We start from the raw sequence: 14,074 nt of genomic DNA, 5'->3' as shown, positions 1-14,074 counted from the left end.
TTTCTGCTGCCGACATGGCCTTGTACGGACACGCCGTGTCCGCCCTGGCTCATGGGGTCTTTGCGCTGTACATGTCGCTCGCCTCGGCCCGGCAGCCTGTGGCTTCGGAGACCCCGCGGCGGCTGTTCATTGGCGCCCTTGTGGCCAGCGCCGCCTGGAACCTGCTGAGCGTCTGGCACGAAATGTCGGGTGCCGCGGTGGCGGCCCTGGCAGCTTCGGCTGCCGACCTGGTGCGGTATGGGCTCTGGTTCGGGTTTCTTCTCACGCTGCTGGGCGCCAACGGGCAGGTCGGGCGCCAGGGCACGCTGCCGGCACTGAAAGGCGGTGCGTCACTGACCTGGCTGGGCGCGGCAGCGCTCTGGGCCGTGCAGGGCTTCTCGGGCGGCACCGTCACGCCCGGGGTCGGCAACATTGCCGCGGCGCTCACGCTGGCCGTCTGCGGGCTGCTGCTGGTCGAACAGCTGTTCCGGAACATTGCCGAGGGCGGGCGCTGGAATGCCAAGCCCGCCTGCCTGGGGCTGGGCTGCGTCTTCGGCTTCGACCTCTATCTGTATGCAGAGGGCCTGCTCTTCAGCAAGTTCGACGACGACGTGCTGGCCTTTCGCAGCGTGGCGCATGCGCTGGCCATCCCCTTGCTGCTGATCGCGGCTCGCCGCAACGTCAACTGGCTGGCGCGCCTGCAGGTTTCGCACGCGGCGGCGTTCCACTCGGCAACGCTGCTGCTCACCGGCACCTACCTGCTGCTCATGGCGGCCATCGGCTACTACGTACGCTGGTTTGGTGGCGAGTGGGGGCGCGCGCTGCAACTCGGCCTGCTGGTCGCCGGCCTGGTGAGCCTGGGTGTGCTGGTGTTCTCGGGTTCGGTGCGGGCTTGGCTGCGGGTGTTCGTCAGCAAGCACTTCTACCGCTATCGCTACGACTACCGCGAAGAGTGGCTGCGGTTCACCACGCTGTTGTCGGCCAACCGCAGCCCGCAGGAGATGGGTGACGTCATCCTGCAGGCGCTGGCCAAGATGGTGGAAAGCCCGGCAGGCAGCCTGTGGCTGCGCGGAATCTCCACGCCCGACTTCCACCAGGTGTCGACATGGAACACCGCACGTGCAGTGCAACCAGAACCGCGCGATGGGTCGTTGTGCACCTTCCTGCGCGACAAAGGCTGGGTGGTCGATCTGGACGAGTACCGGGCATCCCCGCGGCGCTATGAGTCGCTGAGCCTGCCTGCCTGGCTGCTGGGCATGCCCAACGGCTGGCTGGTGGTGCCCTTGATGGCCGGCGAAGAACTGCGCGCCTTTGCCGTGCTGGCCCGCCCGCGCACGGCCATCCAGCTGAACTGGGAGGTTCTGGACCTGCTGAAGACCGCAGGCCGGCAAGCCGCGGGCTACCTGGCTCAGATGCAGGCCACTGACGCGTTGCTGGAGGCCCGCAAGTTCGACGCCTTCAACAAGATGTCGGCCTTCGTCGTGCATGACCTCAAGAACATCGTGACGCAGCTTTCATTGATGCTGAAGAATGCGGAACGTCTGCACGACAACCGCGAGTTCCAGCAAGACATGTTGTTGACCGTGGCAAGTTCGCTTGAGAAGATGAAGCGGCTGATGTTGCAGTTGCGTGAGGGCGCCACCCCACCCGGCGGCAACCATGGCGTGGAGTTGGAACCCATCTTGAACCGTCTGGTGGGCATGGCACAGGCCCAGGGGCGCACAGTGGACGTAGGGGCGAGCGAGCCACTGGCTTCTCGCGGACAGGAAGAGCGCCTTGAACGCGTGCTGGGCCACCTGGTGCAGAACGCCCTCGACGCGACGCCACCTTCGGGACGGGTCTGGGTCAAGGTCGAACGGCACAGCGGGCAGGTGAAGGTCGAGGTGGGGGACACGGGCAGCGGCATGAGCGAGGAGTTCATACGCTCACGGCTGTTCCGGCCGTTCAATACAACGAAGTCAAACGGCATGGGCATCGGCACCTACGAGAGCTTTCAGTACATCCGCGAACTGGGCGGGCACATCGATGTGCGAAGCGCCCTGGGCGAAGGCACCGTCATCACCGTGCTGTTGCCCCTGTTCGAGTCGGGTCGTGGTGCCGAGCTTCTGGGTGCCCACCGCAAATGAGTGCCGAGCAGAACGGAAGGACCAGTCCCGTACTCATCGTCGAAGACGATCTGGCCCTGCAGAAGCAGATCAAGTGGTCGCTGGACCGCTTCGAATCGGTGACCGCCAGCGACCGCGAGTCGGCGCTGCTGATGTTCCGCCGCCACCAGCCGGCGGTCGTGACGATGGACCTGGGGCTGCCGCCCGACCCGGATTCGGTCTCCGAAGGCTTCGCACTGCTGGAGCAGATGCTGGGCATCGACCCCTCGGTGAAAGTCATCGTGCTCACGGGTCAGAACGACCAGTCCAATGCGCTGCGCGCCGTGGCCTTGGGGGCCTATGACTTCCTGGCCAAGCCTTTCGAGCCGGACATCCTCACGCTCACGATCGAGCGGGCCTACCGGCTGGCGGAACTGCAAGCCGAGAACCGTCGGCTTCAGGCTCTGCACCAGCCCGACGCACTGGCGGGCTTGATCACGCGCGACGCCGACATGCTGCGCATCTGCCGCACGGTCGAGCGTGTGGCCTCGAGTGACGCCACCGTGCTGTTGCTCGGGGAAAGCGGCACGGGCAAGGAAGTTCTCGCGCAAGGTCTGCACACCGCCAGCAAACGGAGCGGGCGCTTCGTGGCGATCAATTGCGCGGCGATTCCGGAAAACCTCCTGGAAAGCGAGCTGTTCGGCTACGAGAAAGGCGCTTTCACGGGCGCCGGCAAGACAACCCAGGGCAAGATCGAAACGGCGCATGCCGGCACCCTGATGCTGGATGAGATCGGTGACTTGCCCCACTCGCTGCAGGCCAAGCTGCTTCGGTTCCTTCAGCAGCGCACCATTGAACGCATTGGCGGCCGCAATGAGATCCCGGTGGATGTGCGGGTGGTGGGTGCCACCCATCAGGACCTCAAGAACCTGATCGCTGAGGGCCGGTTCCGCGAGGATCTCTACTACCGCCTGGCCGAGATCGTCATCGACATTCCGCCCTTGCGTGCGCGGGCGGGCGATCCGGTGATGCTGGCCCAGGCCATGCTGCGTCGCTTCGCCCAGGAGCAGCGCCGCACCGGGCTGGGCTTCAGCGAAGACGCGTTGAGAGCCATCGAGAAGCACAGCTGGCCGGGCAACGTCCGCGAGCTGTTGAATGCGGTGAAGCGGGCGTCCATCATGGCGGATGCCGACCGGATCACTTGCGCCGACCTGGGGTTGCCCTTGCCTGAGCAAGCCGGCGAGGTGGGAGCCGTCTCGGATCTGGACCTTCGCACCGTGCGCGAGGCCGCAGAACGCCAGGCCATCGTTGCTGCGCTGGCGCGCAGCAACGGCAACATCCTCAAGGCCGCGGAGATCCTGGGGGTCAGCCGCCCCACGCTCTACGACCTCATGCGCCGTCTGGCGATCAAATAGCCCACCTGCAGTTGACCGCATGCTCGCGGTCACGGAAGTTCCATCAAGGTCGATCCCATGAACTCGAACGCCTTTGCTCACTCTGCAGCCACTCTGCGACGGATACACGCTGGCGTGGGCGCTGCCTCCGTCTGCTTGCTGCTGCTGGCTTGCAGCGGCCCCACCGACAAGGAGTTGATCGCGTCGGCCAAGGCGTCCATGGAGAAGAAGGACACCCGCACGGCCGTCATCCAGCTGAAGAACGCACTGGCCTCGAACCCGCAATCGGGCGAGGTGCGCTTGCTGCTCGGCCGTGCCCTGCTGGCCCAGGGCGACGCCGCATCGGCCTTGCTGGAACTGCGCAAGGCCCAGGAACTTCAGGTGCCGGATGAGCAGGTGGTGCCTGACCTCGCCAGAGCCATGCTGCTGACCGGAGAGCAGACACGGCTGATCGCCCAGTACGGCACCTTTGAACTGCGCGACGCCAGCGCCGGCGCCGACCTCAAGACATCGCTCGCTTCGGCCTATGCCATCCAGGGCGACGCCATCCAGGCCAACACCGCCGCAGAGGACGCTTTGCGCCTCAAGCCCGGGTTCGCGCCAGCCCTCATCGTGCAGGCCCGCTTGCGCGCGCAGGACGGTTCTGCAGATGAGGCGATCGCCTTGCTGGACAAGGTACTCGCTGCCGACCCCTCGGATGTTCGTGCGGCCACGCTGAAGGCCGACTTCCTGCTGTACGGCAAGCGCGACCCGGAGGCGGCGCTGGCGGCCTTCCGCCTTGCGCTGAAAGCACAGCCGGATTCGGTCATCTCACGCGCCGGCGTCATCAACATCCTGCTCGGCCAGCAGAAAACCGCCGACGCGCGGACGGAGTTCCAGCAGCTCAAGAGCACCGCAGCCGGCCATCCTGAGACGCTGTACTACGAGGCCCAGTTCGCCTTCATCGACAAGGACTACCCACGCGCCCTCACGACGATCGAGCAGGTTCTCAAGGGCTTCCCGAACAACGTTCGGGCCCTGGAACTGGCGGGTGCCACGGAGTTCCAGCTTCGCAACTATCTGGCCGCCGAAGCGCATCTCGGCAAGGCCTTGAAGCTCGTACCGCAGCAGCGCCTGTCTCGCCTGCTGCTGGCGCAGACCTACTTGCGCACCGGTGATCCGCAGAAGACGCTCGACACGCTCAAGCCTGTGCTCGATGCCGGGCTGGCAGATGGTTCCGCACTGGCGCTGGCGGGCGAGGCGCATCTGCAGCTCGGTGACGCGAAGGCTTCAGAGCAAGCCTTCCAGGCCGCGGTGAAGGCCGCGCCTGCGGACGTCCGTGTCCGCACGTCCGCCGCGATGGCCCAGTTGGCCCGTGGCAACGACAGCAGCGCCATCCTTGAGCTGGAAGCCGTGGCGGCCGGCGACAGCGGCCCGCGCGCCGACCTCGCGCTGATCAGCGCCCGCCTGCGCCAGAACGACGTGGCCGGGGCGCTGAAGACCATAGACGGGCTGGAAAAGAAGATGCCCGACCAGGCCCTGCCGCACCAGCTGCGCGGCCGGGTGCTGACACTGAAGAACGACCTGCCGGGTGCGGCGAAGAGTTTCGAAACGGCCATCGCGAAGGAGCCGAGCTACTTCCCGCCCGTGGCCAGCCTGGCAGCTCTTGATCTGGCCGCCAACAAACCCGAGAAGGCCCGCGAGCGTTTCGCCGCTTTCATCCAGGCCCATCCCAAGAGCTGGCAGGCCCACATGGCCGTGGCCGAGCTGGAAGCGCGTGTCGGCGCGCCGGCAGCCAAGATCACCGAGGCCCTGAGGGCTGCCGTCAAGGCCAACGCCGGTGAGGCGCGGCCGCACGTCGCGCTGGTCAACGACCTGATCAACCAGGGCGACGGCAAGGCGGCCTTGCTGGCGGCGCAGGACGCTACCGCAGCCTTGCCGAACAACACCGAAGTGATGGATGCGCTGGGGCGTGCCGAACTCGCCGCGGGCGACACCCAGCGCGCGCTGACCACGTTCAAGAAGCTCGCCAGCCTGCAGCCGCGCAACGCCTTGCCCGAGATGCGCCTGGCCGAGGTGCACATGGCTGCGAAAGACAATGAGTCGGCCGCGCGCTCGCTGCGCCGGGCCGCCGAGCTCGCGCCGGGCAACCAGGCGATACCGCTCGCACAGGCCCGCCTGGCGATGATGGGCGGCAAGCCCGACGAAGCCGTGAAGGTGGCACGCGACCTCCAGAAGCGCCTGCCGCAAGACCCCGTGGGCCTGACCCTCGAAGGCGACGTCGAAGCCAGCCGAAAGAACTGGGACGCCGCAGCGAACGCCTATCGCGGCGTGTTGAAGCTGGCGCGTTCGTCCGAGGTCACGGCCAAGCTGCACACGGTGCTGGTCTCGGCCAACAAGGGCGCCGAGGCCGAGCGTCTGGCGGCCGATTGGCTCAAGGCCAACCCCAAGGACACCAGCTTCAACTATTTCCTGGGCGACGTGGCGCTGGCCCAGGGCGACCTTCCGCGGGCCGAAGCGCGCTACCGCGCCGTGCTGCAGGTGGAGCCGGAGAACGCTTTGGCCCTCAACAACGTGGCCTGGCTGATGGTGAAGCAAGGCAAGCCTGGCGGTCTGGCGCTGGCGCAGCAAGCCAACAAGCTGTTGCCCGACCGTGCGCCCATCATCGACACGCTGTCGTATGCGCTGGAGGCCGACAACAAGATCTCGGAGGCCATCGACGCGCAGAAGCGGGCCATCGCTCTCGCTCCGAAGGACGGCAACCTGGCGCTTCGCCTGGCCAAGCTGTACATCAAGGCTGGCGACAAGACCCGGGCGCGTGCCGAACTCGACAGCCTGAGCCGTCTGGGCGACAAGTTCAGCGGGCACGCCGAGGTGAGCGCGCTGTTGAAGACCTTGTGACGGAGCACCTGCCCGGCCTGGTGCGCCGCCGCGCAGGGTTGCGGGCGCTGGGCGCGGTGGCGTGTTTCTTCCTGGGGCATCGCCCGCAGGCTGCAGCAGCAGCGGAGCCGGCAGGTGACCTGCGTGCTCTGGTCAGGCGCCACAAGGCCGCTGTGCTGCCTGTGGGCACTTACAGCCCGACCGACAGCCCTCGTTTCGGCTTCCGGGGCTCGGGCTTCGTTGTGGCTGGAGAGGGCGGCGCCCACAGCCGGCTGTTGGCCACCAACTTCCACGTTTTGCCCGACGGCGCGGAGGACTCGGCGTCCGTGCGCATGGCCGTCTGGGTGGGCGGCGGCGAAACACCCCCTTGGCGCCTGGCACGCGTGGTGGCGGCAGACCGCTTCCGCGATCTGGCGGTGCTGGAACTGGAGGGCCCCGCCCTGGCGGGGCTGGTGCTCGCGGCCGATGACACCGTGCAGGAGGGTCAGGCCATCGCCTTGATGGGCTTCCCGATCGGGTCGGTGCTCGGCTATTCGGTCGTGACGCACCGGGGCATCGTCAGCAGCATCACCGCAGCGGCCTTGCCGGCGGCGAATGCGCGGCAACTCGACCCACGCGCCGTGAGCCGCCTGCGCGAGGGCAACTTCCAGCTCTTGCAGTTGGATGCAACGGCCTACCCGGGCAACAGCGGCGGGCCGGTTTTCGATGTCGAGTCAGGCCACGTGGTCGGCGTTCTGAGCTCGGGGCTGGTGAAGGCGGGCCGCGAAAGTGCGCTGAGCAGCCCGACGGGCATCACCTATGCGGTGCCTGTGGCACCGCTGCGCGCCTTGATGCGGCAGCGCTGAAGCCCGTGTGTGCCGGGCCGGCAAAGCCGGGCCCGGCTGGTTTCAGACCTTGTAGTAGGCGCGGTACCACTCGACAAAGCGGGCCACCCCAGTGGCGATGTCGGTGGCCGGCGTGAAGCCCACCCACTCGTTCAGCGCGTCGACGTCGGCATACGTGGCCGGCACGTCGCCGTCCTGCAGCGGCAACAGGTTCTTCTCCGCTTCGCGGCCGACGGCCTTTTCGATGCAGCCGATGTAGTCGAGCAACTGCACCGGGCTGTGATTGCCGATGTTGAACACGCGGTAGGGTGCGTTGCTGGTGCCGGGGTCGGGCTGATCGGAGACAAAGGCGGGGTTGGGCGCTGCCGGCCGGTCGAGCACACGGATGACGCCCTCGACGATGTCGTCGACGAAGGTGAAGTCGCGCCGCATCTGGCCGTGGTTGAAGACGTCGATGGGGCGGCCTTCCAGGATGGCCTTGGTGAACAGGAACAAGGCCATGTCCGGCCGTCCCCAGGGCCCGTAGACGGTGAAGAAACGCAGCCCGGTCGTGGGCAGGCCGAACAGGTGGCTGTAGGTGTGGGCCATCAGTTCGTTGGCCTTCTTCGTCGCGGCGTACATGCTGACAGGATGGTCGACGCTGTCGTGCTCCGAGAAGGGCATCCTCGTGTTGCCGCCATAGACGCTGCTGCTGGAGGCGTACACGAGATGCTGCACCTGCGTGTGGCGGCAGCCTTCGAGCACGTTCATGAAGCCGACGATGTTGCTGTCGATGTAGGCGTGCGGGTTCTTCAGCGAATAGCGCACGCCGGCCTGCGCCGCCAGGTGGATGACGCGGTCGAAGCGTTCGGCGGCGAACAAGGCTTCCATGCCGGGCCGGTCGGCCACGTCCATCTGCACGAAGCGGAAGCCGGGGTGCGGGGTCAGGCGCGCCAGGCGCGCCTGCTTGAGCGTGACATCGTAGTAGTCGTTGAGGTTGTCCAGACCAACGATCTCGTCGCCACGCGCCAGCAGGCGCAGCGCAGTGGTCATGCCGATGAAACCGGCGGCACCGGTGAGCAGGATCTTCATGGAAAGAGGAGCAGTTGCGCGCAACCTCCGATTGTGCGGGGCGGCACGAACTCACCCCCTCATAGCAGCGTGACAGCCTGCTCGAATTCGAGCCGCGGCCCGCGCGGATGATTGCCGCTCGCATCGCCATGGCCGAGATTCACCAGGAAGTTGGCGCGCCAGCGCCCGTCCGGGAAAAACTCGGCGTTCAGCTTGGCGGCGTCGAAGCCACTCATCGGCCCGCAATCGAGACCCAGCAGCCGCGCAGCAATCATCAGATAGGCACCCTGCAGGCTGCCGTTGCGGTCGGCCGTGGCAGTGGCCAGGGCGGGGTTCGCCTCGAACATCGGCCGGGCGTCGTAGGCCGGAAACTGCAGCGGCAGATGCTCGTGGAAATGGTTGTCAATGGCGACGATGGCGACCACCGGCGCAGCCAGGGTCTTGTCGACGTTGCCCGGAGACAGGGCTGGCTTCAGGCGCTGCTTGGCGGCCTGCGTGCGCAGGAAAACGTAGCGCGCAGGCTGGCAGTTCATGGAGGTGGGCCCCCATTTCAGCAACTCATACAGGGCTGCCAGCGTCTCGTCAGTGACCGGCTCGGCGGTGAAACGGTTGAAGCTGCGGGCCTCGCGAAAGGCGAGATCGAGGGCGTGGTCGTTGGCGGGTTTCATGGCGCGATGCTAAGCGGGCCAGCGCAGGGACTGAAATCGCGGCCCGAAAAGACGAAGCCCGCACAAGGCGGGCTTCGGGGTTTGGTTGCGGGGGCAAGATTTGAACTTGCGACCTTTGGGTTATGAGCCCAACGAGCTACCAGGCTGCTCCACCCCGCGCCAGATTCTTGGCAGGCTTACTCGGCCTTGTCGGCCGGTGCGGCCTCGGCGGCGGGCTCGGGGCGGTCCAGCAGTTCGACGAAGGCCATCGGCGCGTTGTCGCCGACACGGAAGCCCATCTTCAGGATGCGCGTGTAGCCGCCCGGACGGGTGGCGTAACGCGGGCCGAGTTCGTTGAAGATCTTGGCCACGACATCGCGATCACGCGTGCGGTCGAAAGCCAGACGACGGTTGGCCAGGCTCGGCGTCTTGCCCAGGGTGATCAGCGGCTCGACGACGGCGCGCAGTTCCTTGGCCTTCGGCACGGTGGTCTTGATGGCCTCGTGCTTAATCAGCGAGTTGGCCATGTTCCTCAGCATCGCCAGGCGGTGCGAGGTGGTGCGGTTCAGTTTGCGGGGGCCGTTACGGTGGCGCATGGTGCTTGTCCGATCTTTTATTGAACCCCGGCCGTGTCAGGTACCGGGGGTTGCACATGACGAGCGCGGATTAACGCTTGTCCAGGCCCTGCGGGGGCCAGTTCTCCAGGCGTGCGCCCAGCGTGAGACCACGCGAAGCCAGCACTTCCTTGATTTCGTTCAGGCTCTTGCGGCCCAGGTTCGGCGTCTTCAGCAGCTCGGTTTCGGTGCGCTGGATCAGGTCGCCGATGTAGTAGATGTTCTCGGCCTTCAGGCAGTTGGCCGAACGCACCGTGAGTTCGAGCTCGTCCACCGGGCGCAGCAGGATGGGGTCGAAAGGCGTCGGGCGCGACACCGCCGGCACCATGCTGTCGATCGGGTTGACGTCGATCTGGCCGAAGAAGGCCAGTTGCTCGACCAGGATGCGCGCGCTCTGGCGGATCGCTTCCTCCGGCGCGATGGCGCCGTTGGTCTCGATCTCCATCACGAGCTTGTCGAGGTCGGTGCGCTGCTCGACGCGAGCGTTCTCGACGGCGTAGCTCACGCGGCGCACCGGCGAGAAGCTGGCGTCCAGCACGATGCGGCCGATGCTCTTGGTCGGCTCGTCGCCATAGCGGCGCAGATTGCCCGGCACGTAGCCACGGCCCTTCTCGACCTTGATCTGCATGTCGAGCTTGCCGCCGGCCGACAGGTGGGCGATGACGTGCTCGGGGTTGATGATCTCCACGTCGTGCGGCGTCTGGATGTCGCCGGCGGTGACGGGGCCTTCACCTTCCTTGCGCAGCACCAGGGTCACTTCGTCGCGGTTGTGGAGACGGAAGACCACGCCCTTGAGGTTCAGCATGATGTGAACGACATCTTCCTGAACGCCGTCGATCGCCGAGTACTCGTGCAGCACGCCAGCGATGGTCACTTCGGTCGGGGCGTAACCCACCATCGACGACAGCAGCACACGACGCAGCGCGTTGCCGAGGGTGTGGCCGTAGCCGCGCTCGAAAGGCTCGAGGGTGGCTTTGGCGCGATGGCCGCCGAGCGGCTCGACCTGGATGGCCTTGGGCTTCAGAAGGGTGGTTTGCATGAAGTTCTTTAGTTCCTGTCAATACCCTCGGCTCGTTACACCGATAAGGCTGTAGGACCGCGCCGGGTCTGTTGTGGCCGCTTCGTGCCCGGCGCACGAAGCACAACCGGAGATGGGCTCCCGGCACGACACCGGCAGCCCGCTCCCCCACCTGATCAGCGCGAATACAGTTCGACGATCAGGGCTTCCTTGATCTCGGCGCCGTACTGGTCGCGGTCGGGCACCTTCTTGAAGGTGCCTTCCATCTTGGTCGCGTCCACCTGCACCCAATCGGCCAGGCCGATGGACTGGGCCAGCTTCAGGGCCTCGGTCACGCGCAGCTGAGTCTTGCTCTTTTCGCGCAGGGCCACCACGTCACCGGCCTTGACCTGGAACGACGGGATGTTCACGACTTGGCCGTTCACCGTCAGGGCCTTGTGCGACACCAGTTGGCGCGCTTCGGCCCGCGTGCTGCCGAAGCCCATGCGGTAGACGACGTTGTCGAGGCGGCTTTCCAGCAGGGCCAGCAGGTTCGCACCGGTGTTGCCCTTGCGGCGCTCGGCTTCGGCGAAGTAGCGGCGGAACTGGCGCTCGAGCACGCCGTACATGCGCTTGACCTTCTGCTTCTCACGCAGCTGCATGCCGAAGTCAGAAGTGCGGCTGCCGCTGGTGCGGCCGTGCTGGCCGGGCTTGCTGTCGAACTTGGCCTTGTCGCTGATGGAGCGGCGGGCGCTCTTCAGGAAAAGGTCGGTGCCTTCGCGGCGGGAAAGTTTGGCCTTGGGGCCGAGGTAACGTGCCACTTGCGTGTCCTTGTTGTGTCTGTCTGACGCGGCAGCAGCCTTGCGATGGGCTGCCCGCGCGAGTCTGGCGCCGGTGATGCTGGCTGCGCAGACGGTGGGCTTGTGTGTCGGGCCTCAGGCCCTTCAACGAAACCGCCGGCGGGCACAAGTGCTCACCGGCGCGGGAAACTCTTGATTGTAGCGCAGGCGAATGGACTTCGCCCGGAGCGTACCGGGCTGACCGCCCGGCACCAACTCAGATGCGACGGCGCTTCTGCGGGCGGCAACCGTTGTGCGGCACCGGCGTCACATCGCTGATCGAGTTGATGCGGATACCCAGCGAGGCCAGGGCACGCACGCTGCTCTCACGGCCGGGGCCGGGGCCCTTGATGCGGACGTCGAGGTTCTTGATGCCTTGTTCCTGGGCGGCACGGCCACAGGTCTCGGCAGCCACCTGGGCAGCGAAGGGCGTGCTCTTGCGCGAGCCCTTGAAGCCCTGACCACCGCTGGAAGCCCAGGCCAACGACCCGCCTTGGCGGTCGGTGATGGTGATGATGGTGTTGTTGAACGACGCGTGCACGTGCGCAATACCGTCGGCGACGTTCTTGCGGACCTTTTTGCTGACGCGCCGGGCGGCGGTGTTGACGGGTGCCTTGGCCATGTCTTGATTCTCTCAGTGTTCCGGGCAGCTTACTTCTTCAGCGCGGCAGCGCCCTTGCGCGGACCCTTGCGGGTGCGGGCATTGGTGCGCGTACGCTGGCCGCGCACGGGCAGGCCGCGGCGGTGACGGAAGCCGCGGTAGCAGCCCAGATCCATCAGGCGCTTGATGCTGATGGACAGTTCGCGACGCAGGTCGCCTTCGATGGTCATGCGGCCGATCTCTTCACGGATCTTTTCCAGATCGGTGTCAGAGAGGTCCTTGATCTTCTTCGAGTAGGGGATGCCCACCGTGTCGCAGATCTTCTGCGCCGTGGTGCGACCAATACCGTAGATCGAGGTCAGGCCGATTTCCGCATGCTTGTGCGGAGGGACGTTGATACCGGCAATGCGTGCCATGTTGCTTCCTCTGGATCAGCCTTGACGCTGCTTGTGACGCGGGTCGGTGCAGATCACGCGCACCACACCCTTGCGGCGGATGATTTTGCAATTGCGGCACATCTTCTTGACGGAAGCGGCGACCTTCATGATCTTCTCCTTGACCCGAATTCGGGGGCTCTTACTTGGCGCGGAACACGATCCGCGCGCGACTCAAATCGTAGGGCGTGAGTTCAACGGTCACTTTGTCACCGGGCAGGATGCGGATGTAGTGCATGCGCATCTTGCCGGAGATGTGACCGAGCACCACGTGCCCGTTTTCCAACTTCACGCGGAAGGTGGCGTTGGGGAGATTCTCGAGAATCTCGCCCTGCATCTGGATAACGTCGTCCTTGGCCATGTCCTCAGCTTGCCTTGAAGTTGGCCTTCTTCAGCAGACTTTCGTACTGCTGGCTCATCACGTAGCTCTGGACCTGCGCCCAGAAATCCATCGTGACGACGACGATGATCAGCAGCGACGTTCCACCAAAGTAGAACGGCACGCTGTACTTCAAGACCAGGAACTCAGGCAGCAGGCAGACGGCTGTGATGTAAACAGCGCCGGCCAGCGTCAGGCGGCCCAGGATGCGATCGATGTACTTGGCGGTTTGATCACCAGGCCGGATGCCGGGGATGAACGCGCCACTCTTCTTCAGGTTGTCTGCCGTCTCACGGCTGTTGAACACCAGCGCCGTGTAGAAAAAGCAGAAGAACACGATCATCGCGGCGTACAGCATCACGTAGATCGGTTGCCCCGGCGACAACGCGGTCGACAGATCCTTCAACCAGCGCAGGCCTTCACCGGTGGCAAACCAGCCCACCACCGTCGCCGGCAACAGGATGATCGACGAGGCGAAGATCGGCGGGATCACGCCCGACATGTTCAGCTTCAGCGGCAGGTGCGAAGACTGGCCGCCATAGACCTTGTTGCCGACCTGGCGCTTGGCGTAGTTCACCAGGATCTTGCGTTGGCCGCGCTCCACGAACACCACCGCGTAGGTCACGCCGATGACCAGGGCGATGATGATCAGGCAGGCGATGATGCTCATCGCACCGGTGCGCACCAGCTCGAACAGGCCACCGATCGCCGAAGGCAGGCCAGCGACGATGCCCGCAAAGATCAGGATCGAGATGCCGTTGCCCAGGCCACGCTCGGTGATCTGCTCACCCAGCCACATCAGGAACATCGTGCCCGCCACCAGGCTGACCACCGCCGTCATGCGGAAGCCAAAACCCGGTGCCAGCACCAGCCCAGGCGAGCCTTCCAAAGCCAGGGCGATGCCCAGGCTCTGGAAGATGGCCAGGCCCAGCGTGCCGTAACGCGTGTACTGCGTGATCTTGCGCTTGCCCGCCTCGCCTTCCTTCTTGATGGCCTCGAGCGAGGGCACCACGTAGGTCATCAGCTGCATGATGATGCTGGCGCTGATGTAGGGCATGATGCCCAGGGCGAAGACGGTGAAGCGCGAGAGCGCCCCGCCACTGAACATGTTGAACAGGTTCAGGATGCCGCCGGCCTGGCTCTTGAAGAGCTGCTGCAGCGCGACGGGGTCGATGCCCGGCACGGGGATGTGCGCCCCGATGCGATAGACCACCAGCGCGAGCAGCAGGAAGACGATCCGCCTGCGCAGATCGCCAAACTTGCCGCTCTTGGCCAGCTGGTTCGCGTTGGTTGCCACTCGCTTGGTTTCCTGAATCAGGCCGCGGCTTGCGCGGGCTTCTTGGCAAGCTTCTTGGGCGGCGTCACGGCAGCGA

The 14,074-nt window shown here is 65.7% G+C and carries 14 protein-coding genes and 1 tRNA gene; 4 read left to right on the top strand and 11 right to left on the bottom strand.

Features of this window, described 5'->3' with window-relative positions:
• Nucleotides 1-35: 35 nt before the first annotated feature.
• From prsK to EOE66_RS04430, 4 genes are all read left to right on the top strand, one after another.
• Nucleotides 36-2,105 (top strand): XrtA/PEP-CTERM system histidine kinase PrsK, encoded by a 2,070-nt coding sequence (prsK, locus tag EOE66_RS04445; protein WP_245478890.1) that lies wholly within the window; start codon nt 36-38, stop codon nt 2,103-2,105.
• On the top strand, nt 2,102-3,478 hold the full coding sequence (gene prsR, locus EOE66_RS04440; protein ID WP_128227416.1) for a PEP-CTERM-box response regulator transcription factor: 1,377 nt from the start codon (nt 2,102-2,104) through the stop codon (nt 3,476-3,478). The genes prsK and prsR overlap by 4 nt, the downstream gene beginning before the upstream one ends.
• A gap of 114 nt (nt 3,479-3,592) precedes the next feature.
• A complete protein-coding gene (prsT, locus tag EOE66_RS04435) occupies nt 3,593-6,337 on the top strand; it encodes an XrtA/PEP-CTERM system TPR-repeat protein PrsT (protein ID WP_164884991.1) in 2,745 nt (914 codons plus the stop codon).
• Entirely contained in the window at nt 6,334-7,161 is an 828-nt protein-coding gene (locus tag EOE66_RS04430) for a S1C family serine protease (RefSeq protein ID WP_128227414.1), read from the top strand. The genes prsT and EOE66_RS04430 overlap by 4 nt, the downstream gene beginning before the upstream one ends.
• 42 nt (nt 7,162-7,203) lie before the next feature.
• On the opposite strand, the gene EOE66_RS04425 is transcribed toward EOE66_RS04430, so the two are convergent.
• The 11 genes from EOE66_RS04425 to secY all read right to left on the bottom strand — a co-directional run bounded on the left by EOE66_RS04425 (nt 7,204) and on the right by secY (nt 13,998).
• Nucleotides 7,204-8,211 carry an NAD-dependent epimerase gene (locus EOE66_RS04425; RefSeq protein ID WP_128227413.1) on the bottom strand — a complete coding sequence of 336 codons (1,008 nt, stop codon included), beginning with the start codon at nt 8,209-8,211 and terminating at the stop codon, nt 7,204-7,206.
• A 59-nt stretch (nt 8,212-8,270) separates the two neighbouring features.
• Nucleotides 8,271-8,858 (bottom strand): malonic semialdehyde reductase, encoded by a 588-nt coding sequence (locus EOE66_RS04420; protein ID WP_128227412.1) that lies wholly within the window; start codon nt 8,856-8,858, stop codon nt 8,271-8,273.
• 82 nt (nt 8,859-8,940) lie between these two features.
• A tRNA-Met gene (locus EOE66_RS04415) sits at nt 8,941-9,017 on the bottom strand.
• A gap of 17 nt (nt 9,018-9,034) precedes the next feature.
• Nucleotides 9,035-9,433 (bottom strand): 50S ribosomal protein L17, encoded by a 399-nt coding sequence (rplQ, locus tag EOE66_RS04410; RefSeq protein WP_128227411.1) that lies wholly within the window; start codon nt 9,431-9,433, stop codon nt 9,035-9,037.
• Between the two features lie 70 nt (nt 9,434-9,503).
• The gene (locus tag EOE66_RS04405) at nt 9,504-10,490 is read right to left on the bottom strand and encodes a DNA-directed RNA polymerase subunit alpha (protein ID WP_128227410.1); all 987 of its coding nucleotides are present in this window, start codon (nt 10,488-10,490) and stop codon (nt 9,504-9,506) included.
• Between the two features lie 155 nt (nt 10,491-10,645).
• Entirely contained in the window at nt 10,646-11,269 is a 624-nt protein-coding gene (gene rpsD / locus EOE66_RS04400; protein WP_128227409.1) for a 30S ribosomal protein S4, read from the bottom strand.
• 235 nt (nt 11,270-11,504) lie between these two features.
• Nucleotides 11,505-11,909 carry a 30S ribosomal protein S11 gene (rpsK, locus tag EOE66_RS04395; protein WP_054138265.1) on the bottom strand — a complete coding sequence of 135 codons (405 nt, stop codon included), beginning with the start codon at nt 11,907-11,909 and terminating at the stop codon, nt 11,505-11,507.
• A 29-nt stretch (nt 11,910-11,938) separates the two neighbouring features.
• On the bottom strand, nt 11,939-12,304 hold the full coding sequence (rpsM, locus tag EOE66_RS04390) for a 30S ribosomal protein S13 (protein ID WP_054138264.1): 366 nt from the start codon (nt 12,302-12,304) through the stop codon (nt 11,939-11,941).
• A 15-nt stretch (nt 12,305-12,319) separates the two neighbouring features.
• Complete coding sequence (gene rpmJ, locus EOE66_RS04385) at nt 12,320-12,433, bottom strand: 50S ribosomal protein L36 (protein ID WP_009548427.1); 114 nt, start codon at nt 12,431-12,433, stop codon at nt 12,320-12,322.
• 31 nt (nt 12,434-12,464) lie between these two features.
• On the bottom strand, nt 12,465-12,683 hold the full coding sequence (gene infA, locus EOE66_RS04380) for a translation initiation factor IF-1 (protein WP_009855680.1): 219 nt from the start codon (nt 12,681-12,683) through the stop codon (nt 12,465-12,467).
• A 4-nt stretch (nt 12,684-12,687) separates the two neighbouring features.
• On the bottom strand, nt 12,688-13,998 hold the full coding sequence (gene secY / locus EOE66_RS04375) for a preprotein translocase subunit SecY (RefSeq protein ID WP_128227408.1): 1,311 nt from the start codon (nt 13,996-13,998) through the stop codon (nt 12,688-12,690).
• Between the last annotated feature and the right edge of the window lie 76 nt (nt 13,999-14,074).

The sequence above is a fragment of the Rubrivivax rivuli genome (assembly GCF_004016505.1).
In the GTDB taxonomy this organism is placed as follows: domain Bacteria; phylum Pseudomonadota; class Gammaproteobacteria; order Burkholderiales; family Burkholderiaceae_C; genus Rubrivivax; species Rubrivivax rivuli.
The sequence above is the reverse complement of the archived record's forward strand: the minus strand, read 5'-3'. Positions and strand labels throughout refer to the sequence as shown.

Coding starts and splice junctions, on each gene's coding strand:
- prsR (WP_128227416.1), top strand. CDS start 2,102: ATGAGTGCCGAGCAGAACGGAAGGACCAGTCCCGTACTCATCGTCGAA.
- EOE66_RS04425 (WP_128227413.1), bottom strand. CDS start 8,211: ATGAAGATCCTGCTCACCGGTGCCGCCGGTTTCATCGGCATGACCACT.
- EOE66_RS04420 (WP_128227412.1), bottom strand. CDS start 8,858: ATGAAACCCGCCAACGACCACGCCCTCGATCTCGCCTTTCGCGAGGCC.
- rplQ (WP_128227411.1), bottom strand. CDS start 9,433: ATGCGCCACCGTAACGGCCCCCGCAAACTGAACCGCACCACCTCGCAC.
- EOE66_RS04405 (WP_128227410.1), bottom strand. CDS start 10,490: ATGCAAACCACCCTTCTGAAGCCCAAGGCCATCCAGGTCGAGCCGCTC.
- rpsK (WP_054138265.1), bottom strand. CDS start 11,909: ATGGCCAAGGCACCCGTCAACACCGCCGCCCGGCGCGTCAGCAAAAAG.
- rpsM (WP_054138264.1), bottom strand. CDS start 12,304: ATGGCACGCATTGCCGGTATCAACGTCCCTCCGCACAAGCATGCGGAA.
- rpmJ (WP_009548427.1), bottom strand. CDS start 12,433: ATGAAGGTCGCCGCTTCCGTCAAGAAGATGTGCCGCAATTGCAAAATC.
- infA (WP_009855680.1), bottom strand. CDS start 12,683: ATGGCCAAGGACGACGTTATCCAGATGCAGGGCGAGATTCTCGAGAAT.